21 protein-coding genes are annotated in these 20,282 nt (G+C 43.0%); 5 read left to right on the top strand and 16 right to left on the bottom strand.

All coding sequences use genetic code 11. The features are described 5' to 3' along the window. The 3 genes from DCO17_RS01610 to DCO17_RS01600 are packed head-to-tail and all read left to right on the top strand — an operon-like array spanning position 1 to position 3,857. On the top strand, positions 1–2,079 hold the full coding sequence (locus DCO17_RS01610) for a uridine kinase (protein WP_173955078.1): 2,079 nt from the start codon (positions 1–3) through the stop codon (positions 2,077–2,079). Continuing rightward, on the top strand, positions 2,076–2,828 hold the full coding sequence (locus DCO17_RS01605) for an HAD family hydrolase (protein WP_173955077.1): 753 nt from the start codon (positions 2,076–2,078) through the stop codon (positions 2,826–2,828). The genes DCO17_RS01610 and DCO17_RS01605 overlap by 4 nt, the downstream gene beginning before the upstream one ends. 9 nt (positions 2,829–2,837) lie before the next feature. After that, entirely contained in the window at positions 2,838–3,857 is a 1,020-nt protein-coding gene (locus DCO17_RS01600; RefSeq protein ID WP_173955076.1) for a class II aldolase/adducin family protein, read from the top strand. A 4-nt stretch (positions 3,858–3,861) separates the two neighbouring features. Here DCO17_RS01600 and DCO17_RS01595 read toward each other — a convergent pair whose 3' ends face one another. The 5 genes from DCO17_RS01595 to DCO17_RS01575 all read right to left on the bottom strand — a co-directional run bounded on the left by DCO17_RS01595 (position 3,862) and on the right by DCO17_RS01575 (position 10,249). Further along, the gene (locus DCO17_RS01595) at positions 3,862–5,028 is read right to left on the bottom strand and encodes a hypothetical protein (RefSeq protein WP_217425429.1); all 1,167 of its coding nucleotides are present in this window, start codon (positions 5,026–5,028) and stop codon (positions 3,862–3,864) included. Positions 5,029–5,517: 489 nt separating this feature from the next. Then, positions 5,518–6,498 (bottom strand): GDP-L-fucose synthase, encoded by a 981-nt coding sequence (gene fcl, locus DCO17_RS01590; RefSeq protein ID WP_173955074.1) that lies wholly within the window; start codon positions 6,496–6,498, stop codon positions 5,518–5,520. Then, on the bottom strand, positions 6,498–7,628 hold the full coding sequence (gmd, locus tag DCO17_RS01585) for a GDP-mannose 4,6-dehydratase (RefSeq protein ID WP_173955073.1): 1,131 nt from the start codon (positions 7,626–7,628) through the stop codon (positions 6,498–6,500). Before gmd ends, fcl begins: the two co-directional genes overlap by 1 nt. A 25-nt stretch (positions 7,629–7,653) precedes the next feature. Further along, on the bottom strand, positions 7,654–8,682 hold the full coding sequence (gene galE, locus DCO17_RS01580; RefSeq protein WP_173955072.1) for a UDP-glucose 4-epimerase GalE: 1,029 nt from the start codon (positions 8,680–8,682) through the stop codon (positions 7,654–7,656). 67 nt (positions 8,683–8,749) lie between these two features. Continuing rightward, the gene (locus DCO17_RS01575; protein ID WP_437342809.1) at positions 8,750–10,249 is read right to left on the bottom strand and encodes a mannose-1-phosphate guanylyltransferase/mannose-6-phosphate isomerase; all 1,500 of its coding nucleotides are present in this window, start codon (positions 10,247–10,249) and stop codon (positions 8,750–8,752) included. A 214-nt stretch (positions 10,250–10,463) separates the two neighbouring features. On the opposite strand from DCO17_RS01575, the gene DCO17_RS01570 reads away from it, so the two are divergent. Next, positions 10,464–10,604, top strand: a complete 141-nt coding sequence (locus DCO17_RS01570; RefSeq protein ID WP_173955071.1) for a hypothetical protein — start codon at positions 10,464–10,466, stop codon at positions 10,602–10,604. A gap of 91 nt (positions 10,605–10,695) precedes the next feature. Here DCO17_RS01570 and DCO17_RS01565 read toward each other — a convergent pair whose 3' ends face one another. The 9 genes from DCO17_RS01565 to DCO17_RS01525 all read right to left on the bottom strand — a co-directional run bounded on the left by DCO17_RS01565 (position 10,696) and on the right by DCO17_RS01525 (position 17,634). Beyond that, on the bottom strand, positions 10,696–11,238 hold the full coding sequence (locus tag DCO17_RS01565) for an HPP family protein (protein ID WP_173955070.1): 543 nt from the start codon (positions 11,236–11,238) through the stop codon (positions 10,696–10,698). 3 nt (positions 11,239–11,241) lie between these two features. Continuing rightward, a complete protein-coding gene (locus tag DCO17_RS01560; RefSeq protein WP_217425428.1) occupies positions 11,242–13,404 on the bottom strand; it encodes an acyltransferase family protein in 2,163 nt (720 codons plus the stop codon). A 151-nt stretch (positions 13,405–13,555) separates the two neighbouring features. Next, positions 13,556–13,864 carry a high-potential iron-sulfur protein gene (locus DCO17_RS01555; RefSeq protein WP_173955069.1) on the bottom strand — a complete coding sequence of 103 codons (309 nt, stop codon included), beginning with the start codon at positions 13,862–13,864 and terminating at the stop codon, positions 13,556–13,558. A 181-nt stretch (positions 13,865–14,045) separates the two neighbouring features. Further along, entirely contained in the window at positions 14,046–14,276 is a 231-nt protein-coding gene (locus DCO17_RS01550) for a hypothetical protein (protein ID WP_173955068.1), read from the bottom strand. Between the two features lie 38 nt (positions 14,277–14,314). Then, on the bottom strand, positions 14,315–15,112 hold the full coding sequence (gene folE / locus DCO17_RS01545) for a GTP cyclohydrolase I (protein WP_173955067.1): 798 nt from the start codon (positions 15,110–15,112) through the stop codon (positions 14,315–14,317). A 14-nt stretch (positions 15,113–15,126) separates the two neighbouring features. Further along, positions 15,127–15,498 carry an MAPEG family protein gene (locus tag DCO17_RS01540; RefSeq protein ID WP_173955066.1) on the bottom strand — a complete coding sequence of 124 codons (372 nt, stop codon included), beginning with the start codon at positions 15,496–15,498 and terminating at the stop codon, positions 15,127–15,129. Positions 15,499–15,546: 48 nt separating this feature from the next. Continuing rightward, the gene (plsY, locus tag DCO17_RS01535) at positions 15,547–16,179 is read right to left on the bottom strand and encodes a glycerol-3-phosphate 1-O-acyltransferase PlsY (RefSeq protein WP_173955065.1); all 633 of its coding nucleotides are present in this window, start codon (positions 16,177–16,179) and stop codon (positions 15,547–15,549) included. 53 nt (positions 16,180–16,232) lie between these two features. After that, positions 16,233–17,156 (bottom strand): site-specific tyrosine recombinase XerD, encoded by a 924-nt coding sequence (xerD, locus tag DCO17_RS01530; protein ID WP_173955064.1) that lies wholly within the window; start codon positions 17,154–17,156, stop codon positions 16,233–16,235. After that, on the bottom strand, positions 17,149–17,634 hold the full coding sequence (locus DCO17_RS01525; protein WP_173955063.1) for a YajQ family cyclic di-GMP-binding protein: 486 nt from the start codon (positions 17,632–17,634) through the stop codon (positions 17,149–17,151). The genes xerD and DCO17_RS01525 overlap by 8 nt, the downstream gene beginning before the upstream one ends. Before the next feature lie 125 nt (positions 17,635–17,759). Between DCO17_RS01525 and murB the strand changes: the two genes are divergently transcribed. Further along, entirely contained in the window at positions 17,760–18,797 is a 1,038-nt protein-coding gene (gene murB / locus DCO17_RS01520) for a UDP-N-acetylmuramate dehydrogenase (RefSeq protein WP_173955062.1), read from the top strand. Positions 18,798–18,913: 116 nt separating this feature from the next. Here murB and DCO17_RS01515 read toward each other — a convergent pair whose 3' ends face one another. Both DCO17_RS01515 and DCO17_RS01510 read right to left on the bottom strand, forming a co-directional pair. After that, on the bottom strand, positions 18,914–19,156 hold the full coding sequence (locus DCO17_RS01515) for a type II toxin-antitoxin system Phd/YefM family antitoxin (RefSeq protein WP_173955061.1): 243 nt from the start codon (positions 19,154–19,156) through the stop codon (positions 18,914–18,916). Between the two features lie 49 nt (positions 19,157–19,205). Next, positions 19,206–20,255 (bottom strand): nucleotidyltransferase family protein, encoded by a 1,050-nt coding sequence (locus tag DCO17_RS01510; protein ID WP_217425427.1) that lies wholly within the window; start codon positions 20,253–20,255, stop codon positions 19,206–19,208. Positions 20,256–20,282: the final 27 nt, after the last annotated feature.

Below are 20,282 nucleotides of genomic sequence, written 5' to 3'. Positions count from 1 at the left end.
ATGTCGACCCTATTTCTAAAATCTTTATTTGGCTACTGCAAAAGTCCTCTCTTTTTATTGGGTCTGGCACTCCGCTTAGGATTGATCATCGCCATACTGCCAGAACCCGTTGGCCAATGGTATGCACCCTTCCTTAGCAACAGCATTGCAATATTTACCTTAGATCCATGGCAAGCATGGCTAAATCAGGGAGGCTCTACAATTGCATTCCCATACGGCTACGCCATGTGGCTGTTTTTGCTGCCCTTTAGCTTGTTATGCAAGCTGCTTTCAATTCCATTGGTATATGGATATGGCCTAAGTTTAATAGCAGCAGACTTTGGGCTATTGCTGATCCTACGCAAATTGCTGAAGACTAAAGACTGGGTGTTGCTAGCCACTTACTGGCTCTCACCCATCAGTCTGATTGCTAGTTACTGTCTCGGATACAACGACATCATTCCTATTTTTTTACTAATGAGTGCCGTTTACTTTTTGAGAGAACATAAACCCCTCCTTTCGGGAGTCTTCTTGGCTGCAGCCATCTCCGCAAAGCTCAGCATGGCTCTCGGCCTACCTTTCTTCCTAATTTACCTATTTCATAACGGCAATCTTCGCCAAATTTTGCGCCAATTTGTCATTGGTCTTACTATAGGTGCAGGCATTTTCTTTTTGCCATTTCTATTTTCTCAAGCCGGCATTGGTATGTTGGCCAGCAATCCTGAAGTTGAAAAGATTTATCAACTCTCCATCAGTCTAGTTCGCAATACAGCCGTCTATTTGGTCCCCTTAGCTTATCTCCTCATGCTCTATGCCGCATGGAGAATTAAGCGGATGAACTTTGAGTTATTTAATGCGATTTTAGGTATGGCATTTTTATTGGTCGTGCTGCTAACCCCAGCATCGCCAGGATGGTTTATCTGGATACTTCCACTCTTGGTTACTTATCAAGCTGGCGGCGATCGTGCTGCAATATACATCACCTCCATCTTTTCAGCTCTCTATGCGCTAAGTGCCATCCTATTTGTAGGCGCTCAACTAGATGCGACTTTACAGGTATTTGGACTATCAAATACTTTTAGTGACGCGCAATTGATCAACATACGCCTAATATCACTTTCTCATACCGCCTTGGTTGCCACGGGCATCGTATTGGCAATACGAATTTGGCGTGAAACTGTGATTCGGAATGACTTTTTTAGGCTGAGTCGCAAACCTTTTGTTATTGGAGTGGCAGGCGATTCGGGGGCAGGGAAGGATACATTTGTTAGCTCAATTGCAGGACTCTTTGGTTCCCACTCAATTGCCACCATCTCCGGAGATGATTACCATCTGTGGGATCGCCATCAACCGATGTGGCAAGTTTTGACACACATTAACCCTGCCGCCAACGATTTAGAAAGTTATGCCAAAAATTTGGTTTCACTTACCGACGGCAGAGCAATTCAGGCATGTCACTATGACCACGACACTGGAAAGATGAGTAAGCCGTTTACCGTAAAAAGCAATGACATTATTATTGCCAGCGGTCTCCATGCGCTGTACTTACCAATCCTACGTCAGTGTTATGACCTAAGTATTTATTTGGATATCGATGAAGAACTTCGGAAATATTTCAAAATACAGCGCGATGTTAATAAGCGTGGATATACCATCGAACGTGTTTTGGATGCACTATTAAAACGCAAAGCGGATTCTGAAAAATTTATTCATCCGCAAGCCGCCTTTGCTGACCTCATATTTAGCCTACGACCCATTCACTCTAGCTCACTACTAAATGCCAGCGAGAATAATCCCCCTCGCCTTAAATTAGTAGTCAAATCACGACATGGTTTTAATGAGCTCTCCCTTAAACGCGTGCTAATTGGAGTTTGCGGCCTCCATGTAGACATGAACACCAATAAAGACGTTTCTGAAGTAGCAATCAGCATTGAGGGTGAAGCGGGCGCCGAGGATATTCAAATGGCAGCACAATTAGTTTGCCCTCAAATTTTTGAATTTTTGGATTTGCAACCCCAATGGCAAAATGGGGTCTTAGGATTAATGCAATTGATTACCCTCTCGCATATCAACCAAGCACTGACAAGACGATTTATATGACGAACATTATCGACCAAGACCGCTTCTTGCGCCTGCCAGACGCAGTGTTATTTGACACGGATAACACCCTCTACCCCTATGATCCAGCGCATACCCGTGCACAACAAGCGGTCAAAGAAAAAGTGATGGGCACTTTCTCTATTAGCTCAAAAGATTTTGACGATGCCTTTCATGAAGCTCGTAAACAAATTAAAGCTCGATTGGGCCATACTGCCTCATCACACAGTCGTCTGCTATACCTCCAACGTATGTTAGAAATTATGGGGCTGGGCTCTCAGGTCTTACTGGCTCTTGATTTTGAGCAGACCTATTGGCGAACATTTCTAGCGAATGCAGTTTTATTCGATGACGTAAAAGAGCTTTTGGATGATTTACGCCTTCTGGGGATTCCCACTGCTATTGTGACTGACTTAACGGCACAAATTCAGTTTCGTAAAGTTGTGTATTTTGGTCTAGACCATTACTTCAATTACATCGTGACCAGCGAAGAAGCGGGATTTGATAAACCTCATGAGGCGCCATTTCAAATTGCGCTAGAGAAAATGCAACCCAAAGGTGATTGCATTTGGATGATCGGCGACAATCCCATCAATGACATTCGCGGTGGCAAAGAAAAAATCAATGCTGTGACTCTACAAAAAATTCATGAAGGAGTTAAGATTGGCGAGGGGCCAAATACCCCGGATGCTAGCTTTAAACACTTTAAGGAATTACGCCAACTTTTAGCAAAGCTAGGCGGAGACAAGTAAGGCTTTTAAATGGGCGATATCCACCAATCCATTAGCCAGATGTGCGCTAATTTAGGCCAAGATCGACTACTAGTTCAAGGCGCCGGCGGGAATGTTTCATGGAAAGAAGGTGAAATTCTTTGGATAAAAGCCTCTGGAACATGGCTAGCCAATGCCACCAAAGAAGATATCTTTGTACCAGTAGATTTAAAGCATTTGCAAAATGCCCTATCGCAGAAAAACTTCACCATCAAACCCCAGGTAATAGCTACTAAGATTGACAATAAACTACAGCCCTCAATTGAAACTGTCCTGCATGGATTAATGCCACAGAAAATTGTGGTGCATCTGCATGCAATCAATCCTTTAAGCCATTTAGTCTCTAGAGATTGCCGCATCTCTATTGCCAAAATCTGCGAGCAGGCGTCTATTAATGGGGTGTTGGTTGGATACCATAAACCCGGTCCAGATCTAGCGCAGGCTATTTATCAGTCTTTACAGGAATTCCCTGACGCTAGTGTCATCTTCTTAAAAAATCATGGCATCGTTGTTGGTGCACAAACCACTGAAGAGATTTACTCTCTCCTTAAAAAAATTGATCTTGCTTTTGCACCAAAATTACTCACAAGCAAAGATTCTGATGTCCCCGCAAACATTTTGCAATCTCCTGTTGAAGGATATACCCCCCTGAATAACAAAGATGCGCAAAAAATTGTCTTCAACCAATATCTGTTTAAACGATTAAATCAAGACTGGGTTTTATACCCTGATCATGCTGTTTTTTTAGGCCCCGCAGCCAATATTTACCCTTCATGGGAAGTCCTGCAAAAACAGAATAAAGATAGTCATCCTGAATTAATTTTTATCGAAAATGTCGGCATTTTTGTAAAGCCAGAATTTAATAAGGCAAAAGTAGCTCAGCTACTTTGCTACTTTGATGTCATTAATCGAGTGCCTCCTGAATTTCGGCTGGAATCATTAAATGCAGGGGAAGTGCGCGACCTTCTCAACTGGGATGCAGAGAGGCTACGCCAAAATATGGCCAAGTAATTGACTAAAGCGACTGCTTCAATAAATCCTTTCTAACATAGACGTACATATGACTTTGGCAATAACCTTCGCGACAGGTATCCCCTGTTGATGTTGAAGGCGAAATAAATCCTCTCTCACGCAATGTTTCATAATTTGGATTGCTTTGCAAGCGCGTCAAGAATTCCTCAAAATTTACCTGCCCGTGAGCATTTTGCAAAATGACCACATCAAACTTAGCGTCATCAAGATCCCGATCAATCATTTGGATTTCTTGCGGGAATAATGAAATGCCCTTGTGATACCACAAAGGATAATGCAATGGAGGCACACTTCCTAATTCGGCATACAAGGGTGTGAGCTCGCTAATGTTAAGTACCTTCAGTTTGGTAACGTTTCGACTCTTGTTTGCATGGCGTGAGCTCTTAAAAATTTTCTGCAATTCATTAATCATAAGCAAAGAATCATCAGAGCCCATGACATTTTTAAAATACGGCATAGAGCCAGGAAAATTCTGAACCGGCCTTGTGACGTAAAGATGTCTAAAAGAAAATGGCTCCGCTTTCGCCAAAACTGTTGTTTGCACCAAGCGATATATATATTTTGCCGGAAAAACGACAGAGGTCAATATCGCCAACATAAGGACTATCGAGACCCACCTATTTTGCACCAACCGTTTATCCCAAACAGTTTGAATCAATAATGGTATGAACAATGAAAAAAAGAAAGCCGTATAGTCTAATCCACTAGTACTGGACACAATAAAGGAACAGATAAAAAAAATGCCTGCAAACAATACATCCATTCGCACTGTTCGATAGGCAAAATAGAATGCAATACATGCGGCAATAAATAAATCACCATGATTAGCAAAATCCCAGATATGAATTTTCCGAATCTCGTGTGGCGACTGCCCGTAATTAAACCAATAGAAAAACTGATCGCTATCAGTAAAATTAATCAGAAGCGCTATTGGCAATATAAAAAAAGTTAAAAATAAAAAAATTGCAGTAAAAATAGATCGTACTTTTTGCCAATCTTTTGCATAGGAAAGATGAAATTGAATTTGATGATAAAGCCCGCCCTGCTGACCCTGTGTAAGGAAAATGACTAGAGAGCCAAGACAAAGATTCATTACGCCATAATCTTGCTTTGCCAGAAAACAGAGTCCAGCCATGAAGCCTGCAGCCATCAGAGACTGGTAACTTAGCCCCAACAATAAGACCATAGAGGCTAGAAAGCATAAAAAAGCTCCCGAGTTATACCAAGGATGAGACAAAAATACTAAATATAAGAATGAAAAACAGGCAATTGCCTTGTTGATATTAATCTGTGTGAACTGTAAGCGTCTGAGCAGTTGGTAAGCCAATATCAACAATATGGCATCTTCAAATAACTGAGAAATCTGCATCACAAACCAGCTTGGCGAAAATAGCTTGAAAAAAAGCGCTGGAATCAAAAAAGAAACTGGGCCTACTGGGGTGCCAAAATCAGAAAAGGGAATCTGTCCAAGAGAAACTCGATATGCACCCTCCCAAAGAATGGCATAGTCTCTAAATAACAAGAAATGTCTTTGGGAGAAAAGCAGACTTATAAGAGAAAAACAAATTAACAAGAAAAGATCATTGCGGATGGCAAAGATCTTTTTTATTCTATTTAGCAAAATATCTGTCCGTTCAATTCAAATATTTGCATAATTCTTTAAAAAATCAGCGTAAGCCAATTTAATACCATCCTCTAGACCAACTTTTGCCTGCCAGCCAAGACGGGCCAATCTCCCCGAATCCATCAACTTACGAGGAGTCCCATCCGGCTTGCTACTGTCATAGCCAATTGAACCCCGATACCCCACCACCTTTGCAATGATTTCGGCAAGCCTTGCAATTGTCAGATCCTCCCCGAAACCTACATTGATATGACTTTGCATCGGCGAGGTTTGTTGGTCATAAATATTTTTATCTAATTGCATGACGAATATAGATGCGGCAGCCATATCATCAACATATAAAAACTCACGCATTGGCAAACCCGATCCCCAAATGACCACTTCAGATGCGTCATTAATCTTTGCCTCATGGAAGCGCCGAATTAATGCAGGCAGTACATGACTATTTTCAGGATGGTAGTTATCACCTGGACCATATAAATTGGTTGGCATAACAGATCGATAGTCAATGCCATGAGATTGACCATATTGACGGTTATAACTCTCGCATAATTTAATACCAGCAATTTTCGCTATTGCATAGGGCTCGTTCGTAGGCTCCAATTTTCCCGTTAACAGGACATCCTCATTCATGGGTTGTGGAGCCATCTTGGGATAAATACAGCTAGACCCAAGAAATAACAATCTTTTTACGTCAGCTTCAAATGCCTGATGAATGACATTCGCCTCCATCATCAGATTCTGATAAATAAATTCGGCAGAATATACATTGTTTGCATGAATTCCCCCAACCTTAGCGGCCGCAAAATAAACCTGATCTGGTTTTTCCCTCTCAAAAAAGGCTTTAACAGCAGCTTGATTTGTGAGATCTAACTCCGCATGAGTTCGACTAATAATATTTTTGTAGCCTTTTGCCTGCAAATGCCTGACGATGGCTGAACCCACCATACCCCGGTGACCGGCTACATAAATCTTTTGTTGAAGATCTGCTGTCATTACTTTTCAGTACCAACTGAAACACTGTGACCGTGCTTGAGCAATAAAGCATGTTGCTTGGCCTTATCTAGGTCGCTTTCTACCATTTCCACAATCATTTGATCTAGTGTAATTTCTGGAACCCATCCCAACTTAGCCTTAGCTTTAGCGGGATCACCCAACAGTGTCTCGACTTCGGTAGGACGATAGTAGCGCGGATCAATCTGAACAATGACATCACCCACTTTGAGGGCAGGCGCCTTATCACCTTCTATGGCAGTAACTATGGCTTTTTCATTTTCAGCATTACCTTCAAACTTCAGAGTAATGCCGAGTTGCTTGGCACTGCGAGCAATAAACTCACGAACAGTGAACTGCACGCCTGTTGCAATCACAAAATCTTCTGGCTTGTCTTGTTGCAACATGAGCCATTGCATACGAACGTAATCTTTTGCATGCCCCCAATCACGCAGAGCATCAATATTGCCCATGAAAAGACACTTCTCTAGCCCTTGCGCAATATTGGCCAATCCACGAGTCACCTTACGCGTTACAAAAGTTTCTCCGCGACGTTTAGACTCATGATTAAACAAAATGCCATTGCACGCATAGATACCATATGCCTCGCGATAGTTAACGGTAATCCAGTAGGCATACATCTTAGCTACTGCATAAGGACTTCTCGGATAGAACGGCGTAGTCTCTTTTTGAGGAATCTCCTGCACCAAACCATACAACTCTGAAGTGGAGGCTTGATAAAAACGGGTTTTCTTCTCCAAACCTAAGATACGAATAGCCTCTAACATGCGCAATGGACCGATGGCATCAACATCTGCCGTGTACTCTGGTGATTCAAAGGATACCGCCACATGAGATTGCGCGCCCAAGTTATAAATCTCATCTGGCTGAGTTTGCTGAATGATTCGCACCAAATTACTAGTGTCTGTTAAATCACCGTAATGAAGAATCAAATCAGGATGATTGACATGCGGGTCTTGATAAAGATGATCGATGCGCTCTGTATTAAAAGAAGATGCGCGGCGTTTAATGCCGTGAACGATATAACCCTTTTCCAATAGAAATTCAGCTAAATAGGAGCCATCTTGTCCTGTAATTCCAGTGATAAGGGCTACCTTTTGCTTTGTGACCATAATATCTCTCTAGTATTAATGTAAGTTACGTCGATTCAGTAGATGACTTGGATTGGGAGCTTTGCACTTGTTGAAAATGCCATGCACTTGCGCACATTTCATCTAGAGTTCTGGCGGCGATCCAACCTAATTTCTCTTTTGCTAAATCCGCCTTGGCAAAATAAATTGGCAAATCACCATCACGTCTTGGGGCAAACTGTATAGGCAAATTCTTACCAACAGCACCCTCAAATGCTTTGACACACTCTAAAACGCTAGCGGGTTTACCAGTCCCCAAATTCACCACATGAAGGCCTGAATTGTTTGCCAAAAAATCTAAAGCAGCCATATGCCCTTCAGCCAAATCCATCACATGAATGTAATCGCGCTCTCCGGTACCGTCACGCGTCTCATAATCTTTGCCAAAGACACTGAGATATTGCAGGCTACCAGAAGCAACCCTAGCCAAATAAGGCATGAGATTTCCCGGGATACCGCTAGGATCATCGCCAATAAAGCCAGATTCATGAGCACCCACTGGATTAAAGTAGCGCAAACAAGCAATTTTCCACTGCGGATCAGATTTGGCTAGATCGCGCAAAATAATTTCAACTTGGAGTTTAGTATCGCCATATGCGTTGATAGGATTAGTAGGGTGAGCCTCATCGTAAGGCAAATAGACAGGCTCACCATAAACGGTGGCACTAGAGCTAAATATGAAAGTTTTTATCTCCAACTGCTGCATGGCCAGCAAAAGACTAATTGTTCCTTGCACATTGTTAGCAAAATACAAAAGGGGATTTGCAACAGATTCTCCAACTGCTTTTAAACCAGCAAAGTGGATCACCGCATCTACTTGATGATTGCGCATCACCTCGACTAGTAATTCAGTATTACGAACATCTCCCTCAATAAAGGTAATCGGTTTGCCAATAATTTTTTCTAGGCGCTGCACAACATCTTTTGAGCTGTTACAGAGATTGTCAAAGAGAATGGCCTCGTGCCCTGCCTGGGCCAAGACTACCGCATTATGACTGCCAATATATCCCGTTCCGCCGGTTAATAAAATATTCATTTTGATTGGCTCATCCGGGTCTATTCAATACAATCTATTAAATGCGATTTATTTAGTAACTCTGCTATTAACTTCGACCGTAGCTGTCTTCAAAACGCACAATATCATCCTCACCCAAATAGCATCCTGATTGAACCTCAATAATTTCTAGAGGGGTATTGCCAGGGTTGGCTAATCGATGGGTTTGACCCCGAGGAATATAGGTGCTCTGATTTTCAGTAAGGGTAATGACTTGACTTCCATTGGTAATCTCCGCTGTTCCCTTGACTACAATCCAATGCTCGGCACGGTGATGATGCATTTGTGATGAAAGGCTAGCTCCGGGCTTTACCTGAATGCGCTTCACTTTAAAACGCTCGCCTTCATCTACACTGTCATACCAACCCCATGGTCTTGCAACCTTGCGATGTAAGTTCTTTTCCTCTCGCTGTTGACCATCAAGCTTGGCAACAATTTGTTTTACCTCTTGACTATTGTTTCGGTCAGCGACCAGAATCGCATCTGCAGTTTCCACAATAATCAAATTTTCTACCCCGACTGCACTCACCAAACGATTGCCAGCATGTACCAGAGAGTTCTTTGTATTAGCGAGCAATACATCACCATGTACAACATTGCCTTGGGCATCTTGTTTGCCAACTTGCCATACTGCATCCCATGCGCCAAGATCACTCCACCCCGCATCCAACTCAACCATCTTCAAGACAAAATGGTTTGAATGCGGGCATTTTTCAATGACTGCATAGTCAATTGACTCGCCAGGTATCGAATGAAACGTCTCTGCATCTGGGCGCATAAAGATCGTTTGCTCAGCTTGATCTTGGGTACGAGACTGCCACGCCTTCTCGGTGGCAAGCAATATATCCGGACGAAATTCTCTTAAGGCCGCTAACCAGGTACTAGCTCGCATCACAAACATACCGCTATTCCACAGATAGATTCCCTCCGCGAGGTATCGCTGCGCCATTTCTAGATTTGGCTTTTCAACAAAGCGCTCGACTGCAAACTCTTGATGAGATCCCTTGGCTCCAGCACGTTGAATGTATCCGTATCCCGTTTCAGGTGACTTTGGTGTAATGCCTAAGACAACGATAGTTTGATTGCTTTGATCTGCCTTAACAAGAGCGATACAGTTATTTAAGGCTTTGTTAAATGCCGAAGTATTTTTAATGGTTTGATCTGCGGGGGTAATCAACAAAATAGGATCACTCTTTTGCTCACTAGAATACAAAGCCGCCAACGTCAGTGCAGGAGCAGTATTTTTGCCAACAGGCTCTAACAATAAAATTGCCTGAACGCCCGAGATGTCTTGCAACTGGTCAAGCACTAAAAAGCGATGGTCTTCTCCTGTCACAACCAAGGTTTGACCAAGCTGCAGCTCAGTATCGGCATCAGAACCAGCAATACCATTCAGCCTTGCAATCGCTTCCTGAAAAAGACTAGCGCCGTTCTCATTACCCGACAGGGCCAAGAATTGCTTTGGGTAAGCTGAGCGCGACAGAGGCCACAGACGCGTACCAGATCCGCCGCAAAGAATTACTGGTGTAACCTCAGTCATCGCTGTCATCGAAAAGCTCTAAAAGACACATATATAGATAGGGAATAACTATTTCAGTATTTTGCTGTTTAGGTCTTGATTTTATAGGTATTTACCACGCTCTCAGGCATCTGGCCAAGCAAAAAATTCATTAAAATAGCGCTCTAAGGGTTAAATGCGTAGGAATTGCATGCATACAAACTACCCCCCAATCAAAACATAACAGAACAAAAGGAGAAAATAAATGGCAGATATTCCAAAAATCAATGTACGCAACTCGGTTTCAGAGTGCGCCCAGTCCCTGAAAAAAGAGAATGCTGGTATGTACCATAACTATGGTATTGAAGACTGCATCGCCTCGATTGCTGCCACCAAAGTTAAATAAGAGCACCAAAAGAGACTTCCAACCCAGGCCTGCTTAGTTGCTTAATAGTTGCTGAGTGGTTAATTAGTAGTTAATTGAACTTATGTTGAGATTACTTTGCAGGCCTATTGGGATAACGCTTACCCGTCAAATTACTGTAAGCAGCGCCCGCTAAAACCAACAACACTGAATCAATCATCACTGGAAAAAAAGCATAGCGGTAAGCGCCGATATGTCCCAGGACTGCAATCATCGCCACTGCCGCTGCTGGTGGATGCAAACAACGCAATACAAACATACCCATAATTGACAATGATGCCGCTAGGGGCATAGCCAACAAAGGTTCGCCAATCCAATGCATGCAAGTAATACCAACGACTGCTGATAGCGTGTTGCCAGCAATCACGGCCCAAGGTTGCGCCATTGGACTTTGTGGGAGTGCGAATACCAACAAAGCGCTGGCACCTAATGAAGCCATGAGCCACTCGCTCACCCCAACAAATTCTCCAAGCATTTTGGCCAATGTCAGCACAAACAGTAAACCAGCTAGAGCCCCAAAAGATGATCGCAAACGCTCTCGCCATGCAACAGGGGGCTGGTCACCACCCAGATAGAAAAGAGAATTTTTAATAAAAGCTTGAATAGGGTGTTTCATACATTATTTTGCTGGCAATTTGGCATTAGTTATCGACTCAAAATACGGATACATACCGCGTACAAGATATCTGGCCGCCGCAGGTGTAATATGGTCTTCATCTAAAGTGGTGAGCGCATTCTCTACTCCAGGGATGCGATTTAAGCAGCCTTGCTCATTACAAAATAGATCATAGGCAGAGTAGTAAGAACCACCATTAGATAAAACTAGCTTTTTTAGATCGCCATCTAAGACTGTCATAGGAATCTTACAGCCACTTTCATCACAGATTTGGGCGCTTGCTGAATAATAGGGGCCAAACTTGATTTGATTAAGCTCTTGCAATGCCCTCTGAGAACTTTCAATACCGTCTTTAAGGTTTGCTTGCTCTAAAGCATTTGGCAATGTTAAATATTGATCCTGAAATTCCTTTCGCAATCCCTTTAAACCATCAATTTGCATGCTAATTAAATTTTGTGCTAACCCATCAAAGCTATACGCTGGCGGTAACTCTTTATGTTTTCTCCAATAGCGATACACCACTCTGGGTAAATCATCGCCCCAGCGTGGAGTAGGTCCAATCACTAGCACTGGGATATTTTCTTGTTTGAGCTTTTGCAAGGTTTGCACCGTGAGCTTGAAATACCACGGATGCCAGGCTTTATAGATCACCACTAAATTCGGTTTGATTCTGAGGATTTCTTTGAGTGCCAAGGTATTGGCATTTCGACAGAACTCGCCCTGCTCTTCGGTTGGCAAAAGACCGCCACAACCGGCAGCCGTAAATTGCGTCACCGCCACTTTGTCATTGTCTCGCTCAAGCTCACTAAAGCCAGGATAAATCGATCCCCCATGCGAATCACCCCAAAGCACTAACTTAAAGGGTCTATCGTCATGAATACATACTTTAGAAAAATTAGTGACATCATCACCTTTATCCATTAAGAAGCAAGTACGCTGTCGCTGCTCGACCACCTTATCAAAGGTGTAAGTGGAAATTTGTTTAATAAAAAATTTATGGCGAAATTGAATGCCTTTACGATCAAAGCAGTTGTAGCCAAGATATCCAATGATCACCATCAAAATGATGAGAGCCACATTTTTTTGTGTCCGGAATTTCGCATGAAAGCGAATGGGCTTTTCAATAAACCGATAAGTCAGCCAAGATAGCACGATAGATACCAAAACCAAAATGGTCCGATTCTCAATCGATAAATTACCACCCTCTTGAATACGTGCCAAAGCCAACAAAGGCCAATGCCATAGATAAAGTGGAAAGCTAATCAAGCCCACCCATACCATCACCCTGAGGCTCAAGATGTATCTGTTGCACCATGCATGAGGCCCTGCAGCAATCAAAAGCGCTGCGCCGATGGTTGGCAATAAGGCCCACCACCCCGGAAATTGGCTTTTTTGATTCAGCGCAAATATCGCAAAGAGAATGAGACCTAGTCCCAATACCGAAGTAGCCGAGGCAACCGCGGCAAAGCGTCTTTGCCCATTACTGATTCCCGCTAATGCTGGGCTATATAAGATGGCATAGGCTAACAAGGAGCCAATCAACAATTCCCAAAAACGGGTAAAGGGAGAATAAAACGTCGCTACTGGATCAACCCCAATCATGGCTACATTTAGCGCGAAGGAGGCAATCGCCACCAAAATGATGATTGGTAATACGCGTTTTGGCCAACGACTGATCCACACCATCAACAAGGGCCAGAAAATATAAAACTGCTCTTCAATGCCAAGCGACCACAGGTGTAACAAAGGCTTTACTTCAGCCGCTTTATCAAAGTAGCCACTTTCATTCCACAAAATCAGATTGGAGACAAAACCTGCTCCACCAGCAATGTGCTTACCCAATTGCGCAAAATCATCAGCTAATAAGTTAAGCCAACCAAATGCATAAGAGGCAATGAGCACCAAAATTAGGGCTGGGAAAATGCGATTGATCCGCCGAATATAAAACGCTTTAAAGCTAAAACGCTGCTGATCAATGTTTTCAAAAATAATGGTGGAGATTAAGTACCCTGAAATAACAAAGAAAACATCGACGCCTACAAAGCCCCCAGACAACCATTCTGGAAAGGCATGAAAAATCAATACGCTTAAAACTGCAATCGCACGCAGGCCATCGATATCAGATCGATACTTTGGGTGCAAGAGGGGATCAGAAACAGCGCTCAAAAATATATGTATGCAGTCTTAGATGCCTACAAGGATAAAGGAAGTGATGCTTGAGCCAGCATTTATTACAGGGCAAAAATAGGCGATAAAAAAGCCACTCAAGAGAGCGGCTTTTAACAATCAGCCAATTTTAGGGCTACTGAGTCAATCCTTAGGCTTTTTTAGCGTAAGCAGAGCACCAGCCCTTACCCGCTACTTGCTTACCAGCAAACAAGGAACAGCCACCAGCAGCAGCGCCTGCTTTGCCTTGGAACAAGGCGCAGTTATCGCACTCTTGACCAGCAGCGTATTTTGCATACTTTGCCTTATCTACCTTGGTAGCATCAGCTTTATAGCCTAATGCCGCAGCTTGAGGATCGGTTTCAGCAACCATAGCTTGAGCTTGCACTTTGCCATTTAGGGCCAAAGTACAGGCACCAGCAGCAGACAAAATCATAAATTGGCGACGACTATTTTTCATGGATTCTCCAAAAGATAAAACAGCAAACTATATGCACAAGCACAACGACTAATGCACATCCTTAAAAACTAGCTGTGATCATAGTGGAGATAGTTTGGACTTGCTAGCAGGCTTCTAACTAGCTGATTTATAAGACAATATAGTTGAGAATTGTTCTCAGGAATATTGGCCCAGGAAAAGACTATTTCCAGCCTTTTAAGTTCATGCACCCTTCCCACTGGCGCACATGAACCCCAGATCCTGTTTCAGGGTAATCTTCCTTACACTCTTTTAGATCCTTTTTAAAGCTAGTCAGATTATTTTTAGCCAAGTCTACGTTTTGATCAGGTATTGAAGCGCAAGCGCAAAGACTCATAACTACAACGAGCATGAGCAAACGATAGCAAAACAAAATATTGCGGAGGCGATTCATGGTGGGTCTTACTTATAGTCTACTTGCTAACGATCTACTTACTTTCGGTCTATTAAAGCCAAGAACTCACGACGTAAGTTAGAGTCCCTCAAAAATGCGCCACGCATCACGCTATTAATCATTTTCGAATCACGATCTTTCACACCGCGCCACTGCATACAAAAGTGATCTGCATCCATCACTACTGCCACGCCAATGGGCTTAATTTTTTTCTCTAACATATCAGCCAATTCAACTACGGCCTCTTCCTGAATCTGTGGCCTACACATGACCCATTCAGTTAATCGTGAGTATTTAGATAAGCCAATCAGTGCCGAGCCTTTGTTCGGCAGCACTCCGATCCAGATTCTGCCCATAATGGGGCATAGATGATGAGAGCAAGCACTGCGCACCGTAATTGGCCCAATGATCATCAATTCATTAAGGCGACTGACATTGGGAAATTTAGTTAAGGTTGGCTGATCAACGTAGCGACCATTAAACACCTCTTGCACATACATTTTGGCCACACGTCTACTGGTGTTTTTGGTGTTGTGATCATTTTCTGTATCAATCACCAAACTCTCCAACACGCCTTGCATCTTCTGGGCAACTTCATCAATCAAACCCTCTAACTCGCCAGGTTCAATAAATGCAGCAATATTGTCATTGGCATGAAAGCGGGCATTTTGAGCTTCAATACGGCGGCGAATCACCACTGAAAGTGGCGTTCCTGCATCGTCTTTTTTTGCTACCAATTTTTTAGCTAAATCTTTCTTAACAACCGATTTGGCTGAAGCACTTCTCTTAGCGGCCACTTTTTTTGGCGCTTGATGAATTGTTTTTTTCGTAGTCATGTTGATGATTTACTTTAGATCTGAAAGAAGATGGTGATCACGCAAAGAAGGCCTAACAACCACACGATCGATCGAGCAGTTGGCCAATTAGCGACATAGCAAATGAGATAGGCAATGCGGGCAATCATAAAACCAACTGCTAGAAGATCAATTTTTGTTTGTGGCGCATGGCTTATCGAAGCGATGATGACGGCAGCAAAAAACAGTGGCAGCGATTCAAATAAATTCGCTTGGGCGGCATTAGCCCTTGCTCTAAAACCAGTTTGCTTGGCTAGCCATTGTCTTGGCATGCTGTTGTCATATTGTTCAAAATCTTTTTTAGCAATACCAGCTGCGACATAAGGAAATAAACCCATCAATAAAATACAGGCATAGGCAATCGTCATCGGTGTCTCCTCAACCTTTTTTCTTATCTATTATTTAAGAGGCATTTGTTAGGCTTTGCTCTTTTTAGAACCAATGCGACTCTCAGTGCCATTGAGTAAATTTTGAATATTACTTTTGTGACGCCAAATGAGCAGTATGCAAACTGCTGCTAGAGCAATAGCCATTGGCTCAAAGCCAAATAAAAAAACAAAATAGATCGGGCCAAAGACGGCGGCAGCCAAAGCAGCTAAAGAAGAATATCTAAGAAACACCGCCACAATAATCCAAGTACTCAAAGTGGCTATGCCTAAAATGGGATTAATGCCAAACAAAATACCGCAAGCTGTTGCGACACCTTTGCCACCCTTAAATCCATGAAACACCGGGAAAAGGTGCCCAAGAAATACAGCGATCACTACACCGCAAAGTGCCCATGAATGTAAATACACATTCATGGGCGGATCACCCAAAATAGCCCTTGCCAAAACAACGGCTAGAAAACCTTTTAAAGCATCGCCCAAAAACGTAAGGCCTGCAGCCACTTTATTGCCAGTGCGCAACACATTGGTGGCGCCTGGATTACCAGAACCATAGGAATGGGGGTCAGGCAGTCTCATGCACTTGCTCACTACCACCGCAAATGAAATCGAGCCAATCAGATACGCAACCAGAATTAATAAAAGGTCTAGGGTAAAGGTCATAGCGTCATCTTAATCACTTTTGAGAATATTGATATCTTAGGAGTCTTTTTAAATCAGGCGCCACGCGGATGATGCTGCTGGTGGATCGATTTGAGGCGCTCCCTTGCAACGTGGGTATATATCTGCGTAGTGGATATGTCTGCATGCCCTAACAATAGCTGCACCACCCTCAAATCTGCTCCGTGATTGAGTAAATGGGTTGCAAAGGCATGTCTCAAAGTATGAGGAGAGAGAGAAACTGGAATATTGGCTAGCGTTGCATAACGCTTAATCAGGGCCCAAAAAGCTTGCCTCGTGAGTGCAGCTCCCGTATGGCGCCCGACAAAAACGACATCGCTTGATTTGCCCTCTAATAACGGCGTGCGTGCCTGTGCAAAATAGCGTCTCAACCATTGCCCTGCCTCACCACCAAAAGGTACTAAACGTTCTTTGCCACCCTTACCATTTACTACTCGAACAACGCCCTCATTTAAGCCAAGCGAGACCGTTTTCAGCGACACAATTTCTGAGACACGCAAACCACTGGCATACATTAACTCCAACATCGTCCGATCACGTAACCCCAACGGCGTTTCAATATCAGGCGCATTGAGTAATGCAGTAACCTGGTCTTCACTCAAAGTCTTGGGAAAGCGTAATGCTTGCTTAGCCGCTCGCAAGCCAATACAAGGATCACTTTTTACTAGGTTCATGCGCAAGGCGTGTCGATAAAAACGCTTAAATACCGTCAGCCTACGATTGGCTGTAGTCGCCTTGTCTGCACGACGATAGGCTATGTAGGCAGTGAGATCTTTTTCTTGAACAGCATACAAATCGATGCCAGCGTCTTTATAAAGCCACTGGGCCAACAACAATAAATCCCTGCGATAGGCCGACAAGCTATTTTTTGCCAGACCATCCTCCAACCAGCAAGCATCACAGAAGCGCTCAATTGCCTCCTCACTTGCTGGCGCTATCGCTAGTGAACCATTAGTCACGGAAATTATTGAAGCCTAAGGGTGCCTCGGTTACATCTTTCTTTAACAAAGCCATTGTGGCTTGCAAATCATCACGCTTAGCACCGGTCACACGCACCGCATCACCTTGAATGCTGGCCTGAACTTTTAGCTTACTGTCTTTAATAATGCGCACCACTTTTTTAGATAACTCCGATGTAATACCTTTTTGAATTTTCATGGTTTGCTTGCGCTTATCGCCGCCAATCGTTTCTGTTTTGTCATCTTTCAAATAACGCACATCTACATTACGCTTTGCCATCTTGCCAATCAACACATCGCGCACCTGACCCAGCTTAAATTCATCATCAGCAAACAAAATCAAAGCTTCATCCTTTTGCTCTACGCGGCTATCTGAACCCTTAAAGTCAAAGCGATTGGCAATTTCTTTATTAGATTGCTCGATAGCATTCTTAAGCTCAACCATATCTGGTTCACAAACTACGTCAAATGAGGGCATCTTCTACTCCTTTGTTTATTCTTAAATTGATATTTTTGTTTAATATTTTTACAGTATTTCTCTGAATATTCCTGGTATTTTGCAATTATCTGCGCTTCCAGCACGCATTCGAATAAGATTGTGGCATGACATCTTCCCAGAATTTGATCTCCGCCGCTAAATCAAGTGCAAATCTTGATCTGAAGAGTCGCAATACCTTCGGGTTTGACGCTAAAGCTGAACTTGCTTTTGAAATTACGATTGCCGAACAAATTCCAGCTGTAATGCAAGAAATTGCTGCAAAGAAATTGCCATGGCGCGTACTCGGAGGTGGAAGTAATGTAATTCTGCCCAAAGTACTACCGGGGGCAACATTGCTCATCAATATTCCTGGGGTTGAAGTCATTGGCTCCAATTTGGATATCACTACTATCGCTGTCGGTAGTGGCGTCAATTGGCATGAATTTGTGTCTTGGACCCTAGATCATGATTTTTGTGGTCTAGAAAACCTAGCGTTGATACCGGGCACTGTTGGGGCTGCACCCATTCAAAATATTGGCGCTTATGGAACTGAGGTGGTTGAATACATTCAAATGGTTGAAGCATTTGACACCAAAGAGCAGAGGTTTGTGGCTTTGTCTAAACAAGATTGCTGCTTTGCTTATCGTAATAGCTACTTCAAACAACAGCCCAATCGCTTTATTGTGAGTAAAGTTGTTTTTGACATTCCCAAGCAATGGCAGCCGCGCATTCAATATGCCGATCTTGCAAAACAATTTCTCCATAACTCTTCGCCTACTGCAAAAGATATCTTTTCTGCTGTTTGCGCAATACGAACCCAGAAACTTCCTGACCCCAAACTTATTGGCAATGCTGGTAGCTTTTTTCAGAATCCTATTGTTCCTAACGAACAATACGAGACCTTGATTCTGAAGCACCCTGAGCTTATCTCGTACCCAGATACTGACAATCAGCGTAAGTTGGCTGCCGGCTGGCTAATTGATCAATGCGGGCTTAAGGGGCAACGCATGGGCAATGTTGGCGTCTATGAAAATCAAGCCCTAGTTCTAGTTAACCATGGCGGTGGAACTGCACAAGATATTCTAGGTCTTGCAAAGTGCATTCAAGATGCAGTGCACGGTAAATTTGGCGTCAAGCTGGAAATAGAGCCTAATATTTTTTAGAGCCTTATCGCAGTGTGTGCATATCCCCAGGATGCGAACTGCTTTTTTCTTTCAGGCTAGCTGCGCTGATTTTTTCTTATCTTTAAAGACGCATTCATAGTAAACAAACTTTTAAGTTACCACTTGATGGTACTTTTACCTCTAGAAAGTGGCTCACTTATTGCATCTTTAATTGATTTACGCATATCCGGAATTCCCAAAAGAAATAAAGTCTCCTGAATTGCACTCCAATCTTCTTCAGATATCAACACACCATTCGCTCGCTTGCCACAAATCATAATTGGCTTGCGTGATTTGACTGCCTGATCAAGAAGGCGATTAAGATCCGCTCTCGCCTTACTTACATTTATCGTTGTCATTTTTTTCTAGTGTCATAAAGGAGCGAATGATGCATGTCTTATGACTGGGCTAATCATGTGCGATTTCTAACAATTCTGGATAGCGCTTTAAGAGAGCCTCTTTACCTTGATTCAAGCGCCTTAACCAGCCGGGACCACGTGAAGCCGCATCACTCCATGCGATTCTGATGAGATCAACATTACCATTATCAAAAAGCACCTTAAAAATAGCAGCTGCTTGCCCCAAATCCTTATTGGCTTTGACTTTGTCACTCACTGGTCGCTCGCCGTAAACAATTAATTTATGCACTGCATAACGTTCTGGAGCTGGAATATTGACAATACATGCCCCTTCTTTTGACAACAACACAGCTTGTGTCGTGTCTACCAGTGAAAACTCCATAAATTTTAAACACTCTAGAGCCAACCCCATTTCGGACAGAATGACAGTTCCCCCGCTACGAGTTTGTGGCGTCACAAAATCTAAACGCAATTCAGGGTCAGCTGGATTTCTATATTGAGCACCAGTTTTTCCCGAGAATTCGGTGATGGGCAGCAAGCCCATCTCCAAAGAATTAAGTGCATCATGTACTGAAATCTTGACATTAGCCCCCAGCGCAATAGATACATTCCTGCCTGCATGAGCAAAATCTACATCCATTGTCAAATTAGAGACCCCCCATTTGACGCCCAACATATTGCCCATTGCTAAAAATGCATGTGTGCCAATCAAAATACCGCCAGAGTGAAAAAATCCATACTGCTCAAGGCGGTTTATAACCCGAAAATGCTTAGTCAAAGTACCTGTACATCCAAGCACTTCAGCTGACTTCGCCTGTTTCTTAATTTTTTCCGGCAGATCACTCGACTTTAATTCTTGATGTTTTCTTATTAACTCCAACACCCGCTGATCCTCTGGCCCGACATATGCCATTCTGCCAATACCATCAATGTCACGATATCCATAATAAATATAAGGCTTTCCTTTTTGCGTTTGCTTATGAAATGCACCCGGAAGAGCTCTGAGACGATCAATACCCTGAATACGTAATTGATCTTGTAGCTCGCCATAAGCTGTTTGTGCAACCAAAGAAAGAGGGGTGTAAAGATTGCTTTTCACCTGGTTATTATACTTAAATTTATTTGT

Source organism: Polynucleobacter tropicus (assembly GCF_013307225.1).
GTDB classification, from domain to species: Bacteria; Pseudomonadota; Gammaproteobacteria; order Burkholderiales; family Burkholderiaceae; genus Polynucleobacter; species Polynucleobacter tropicus.
The sequence above is the reverse complement of the archived record's forward strand: the minus strand, read 5'-3'. Positions and strand labels throughout refer to the sequence as shown.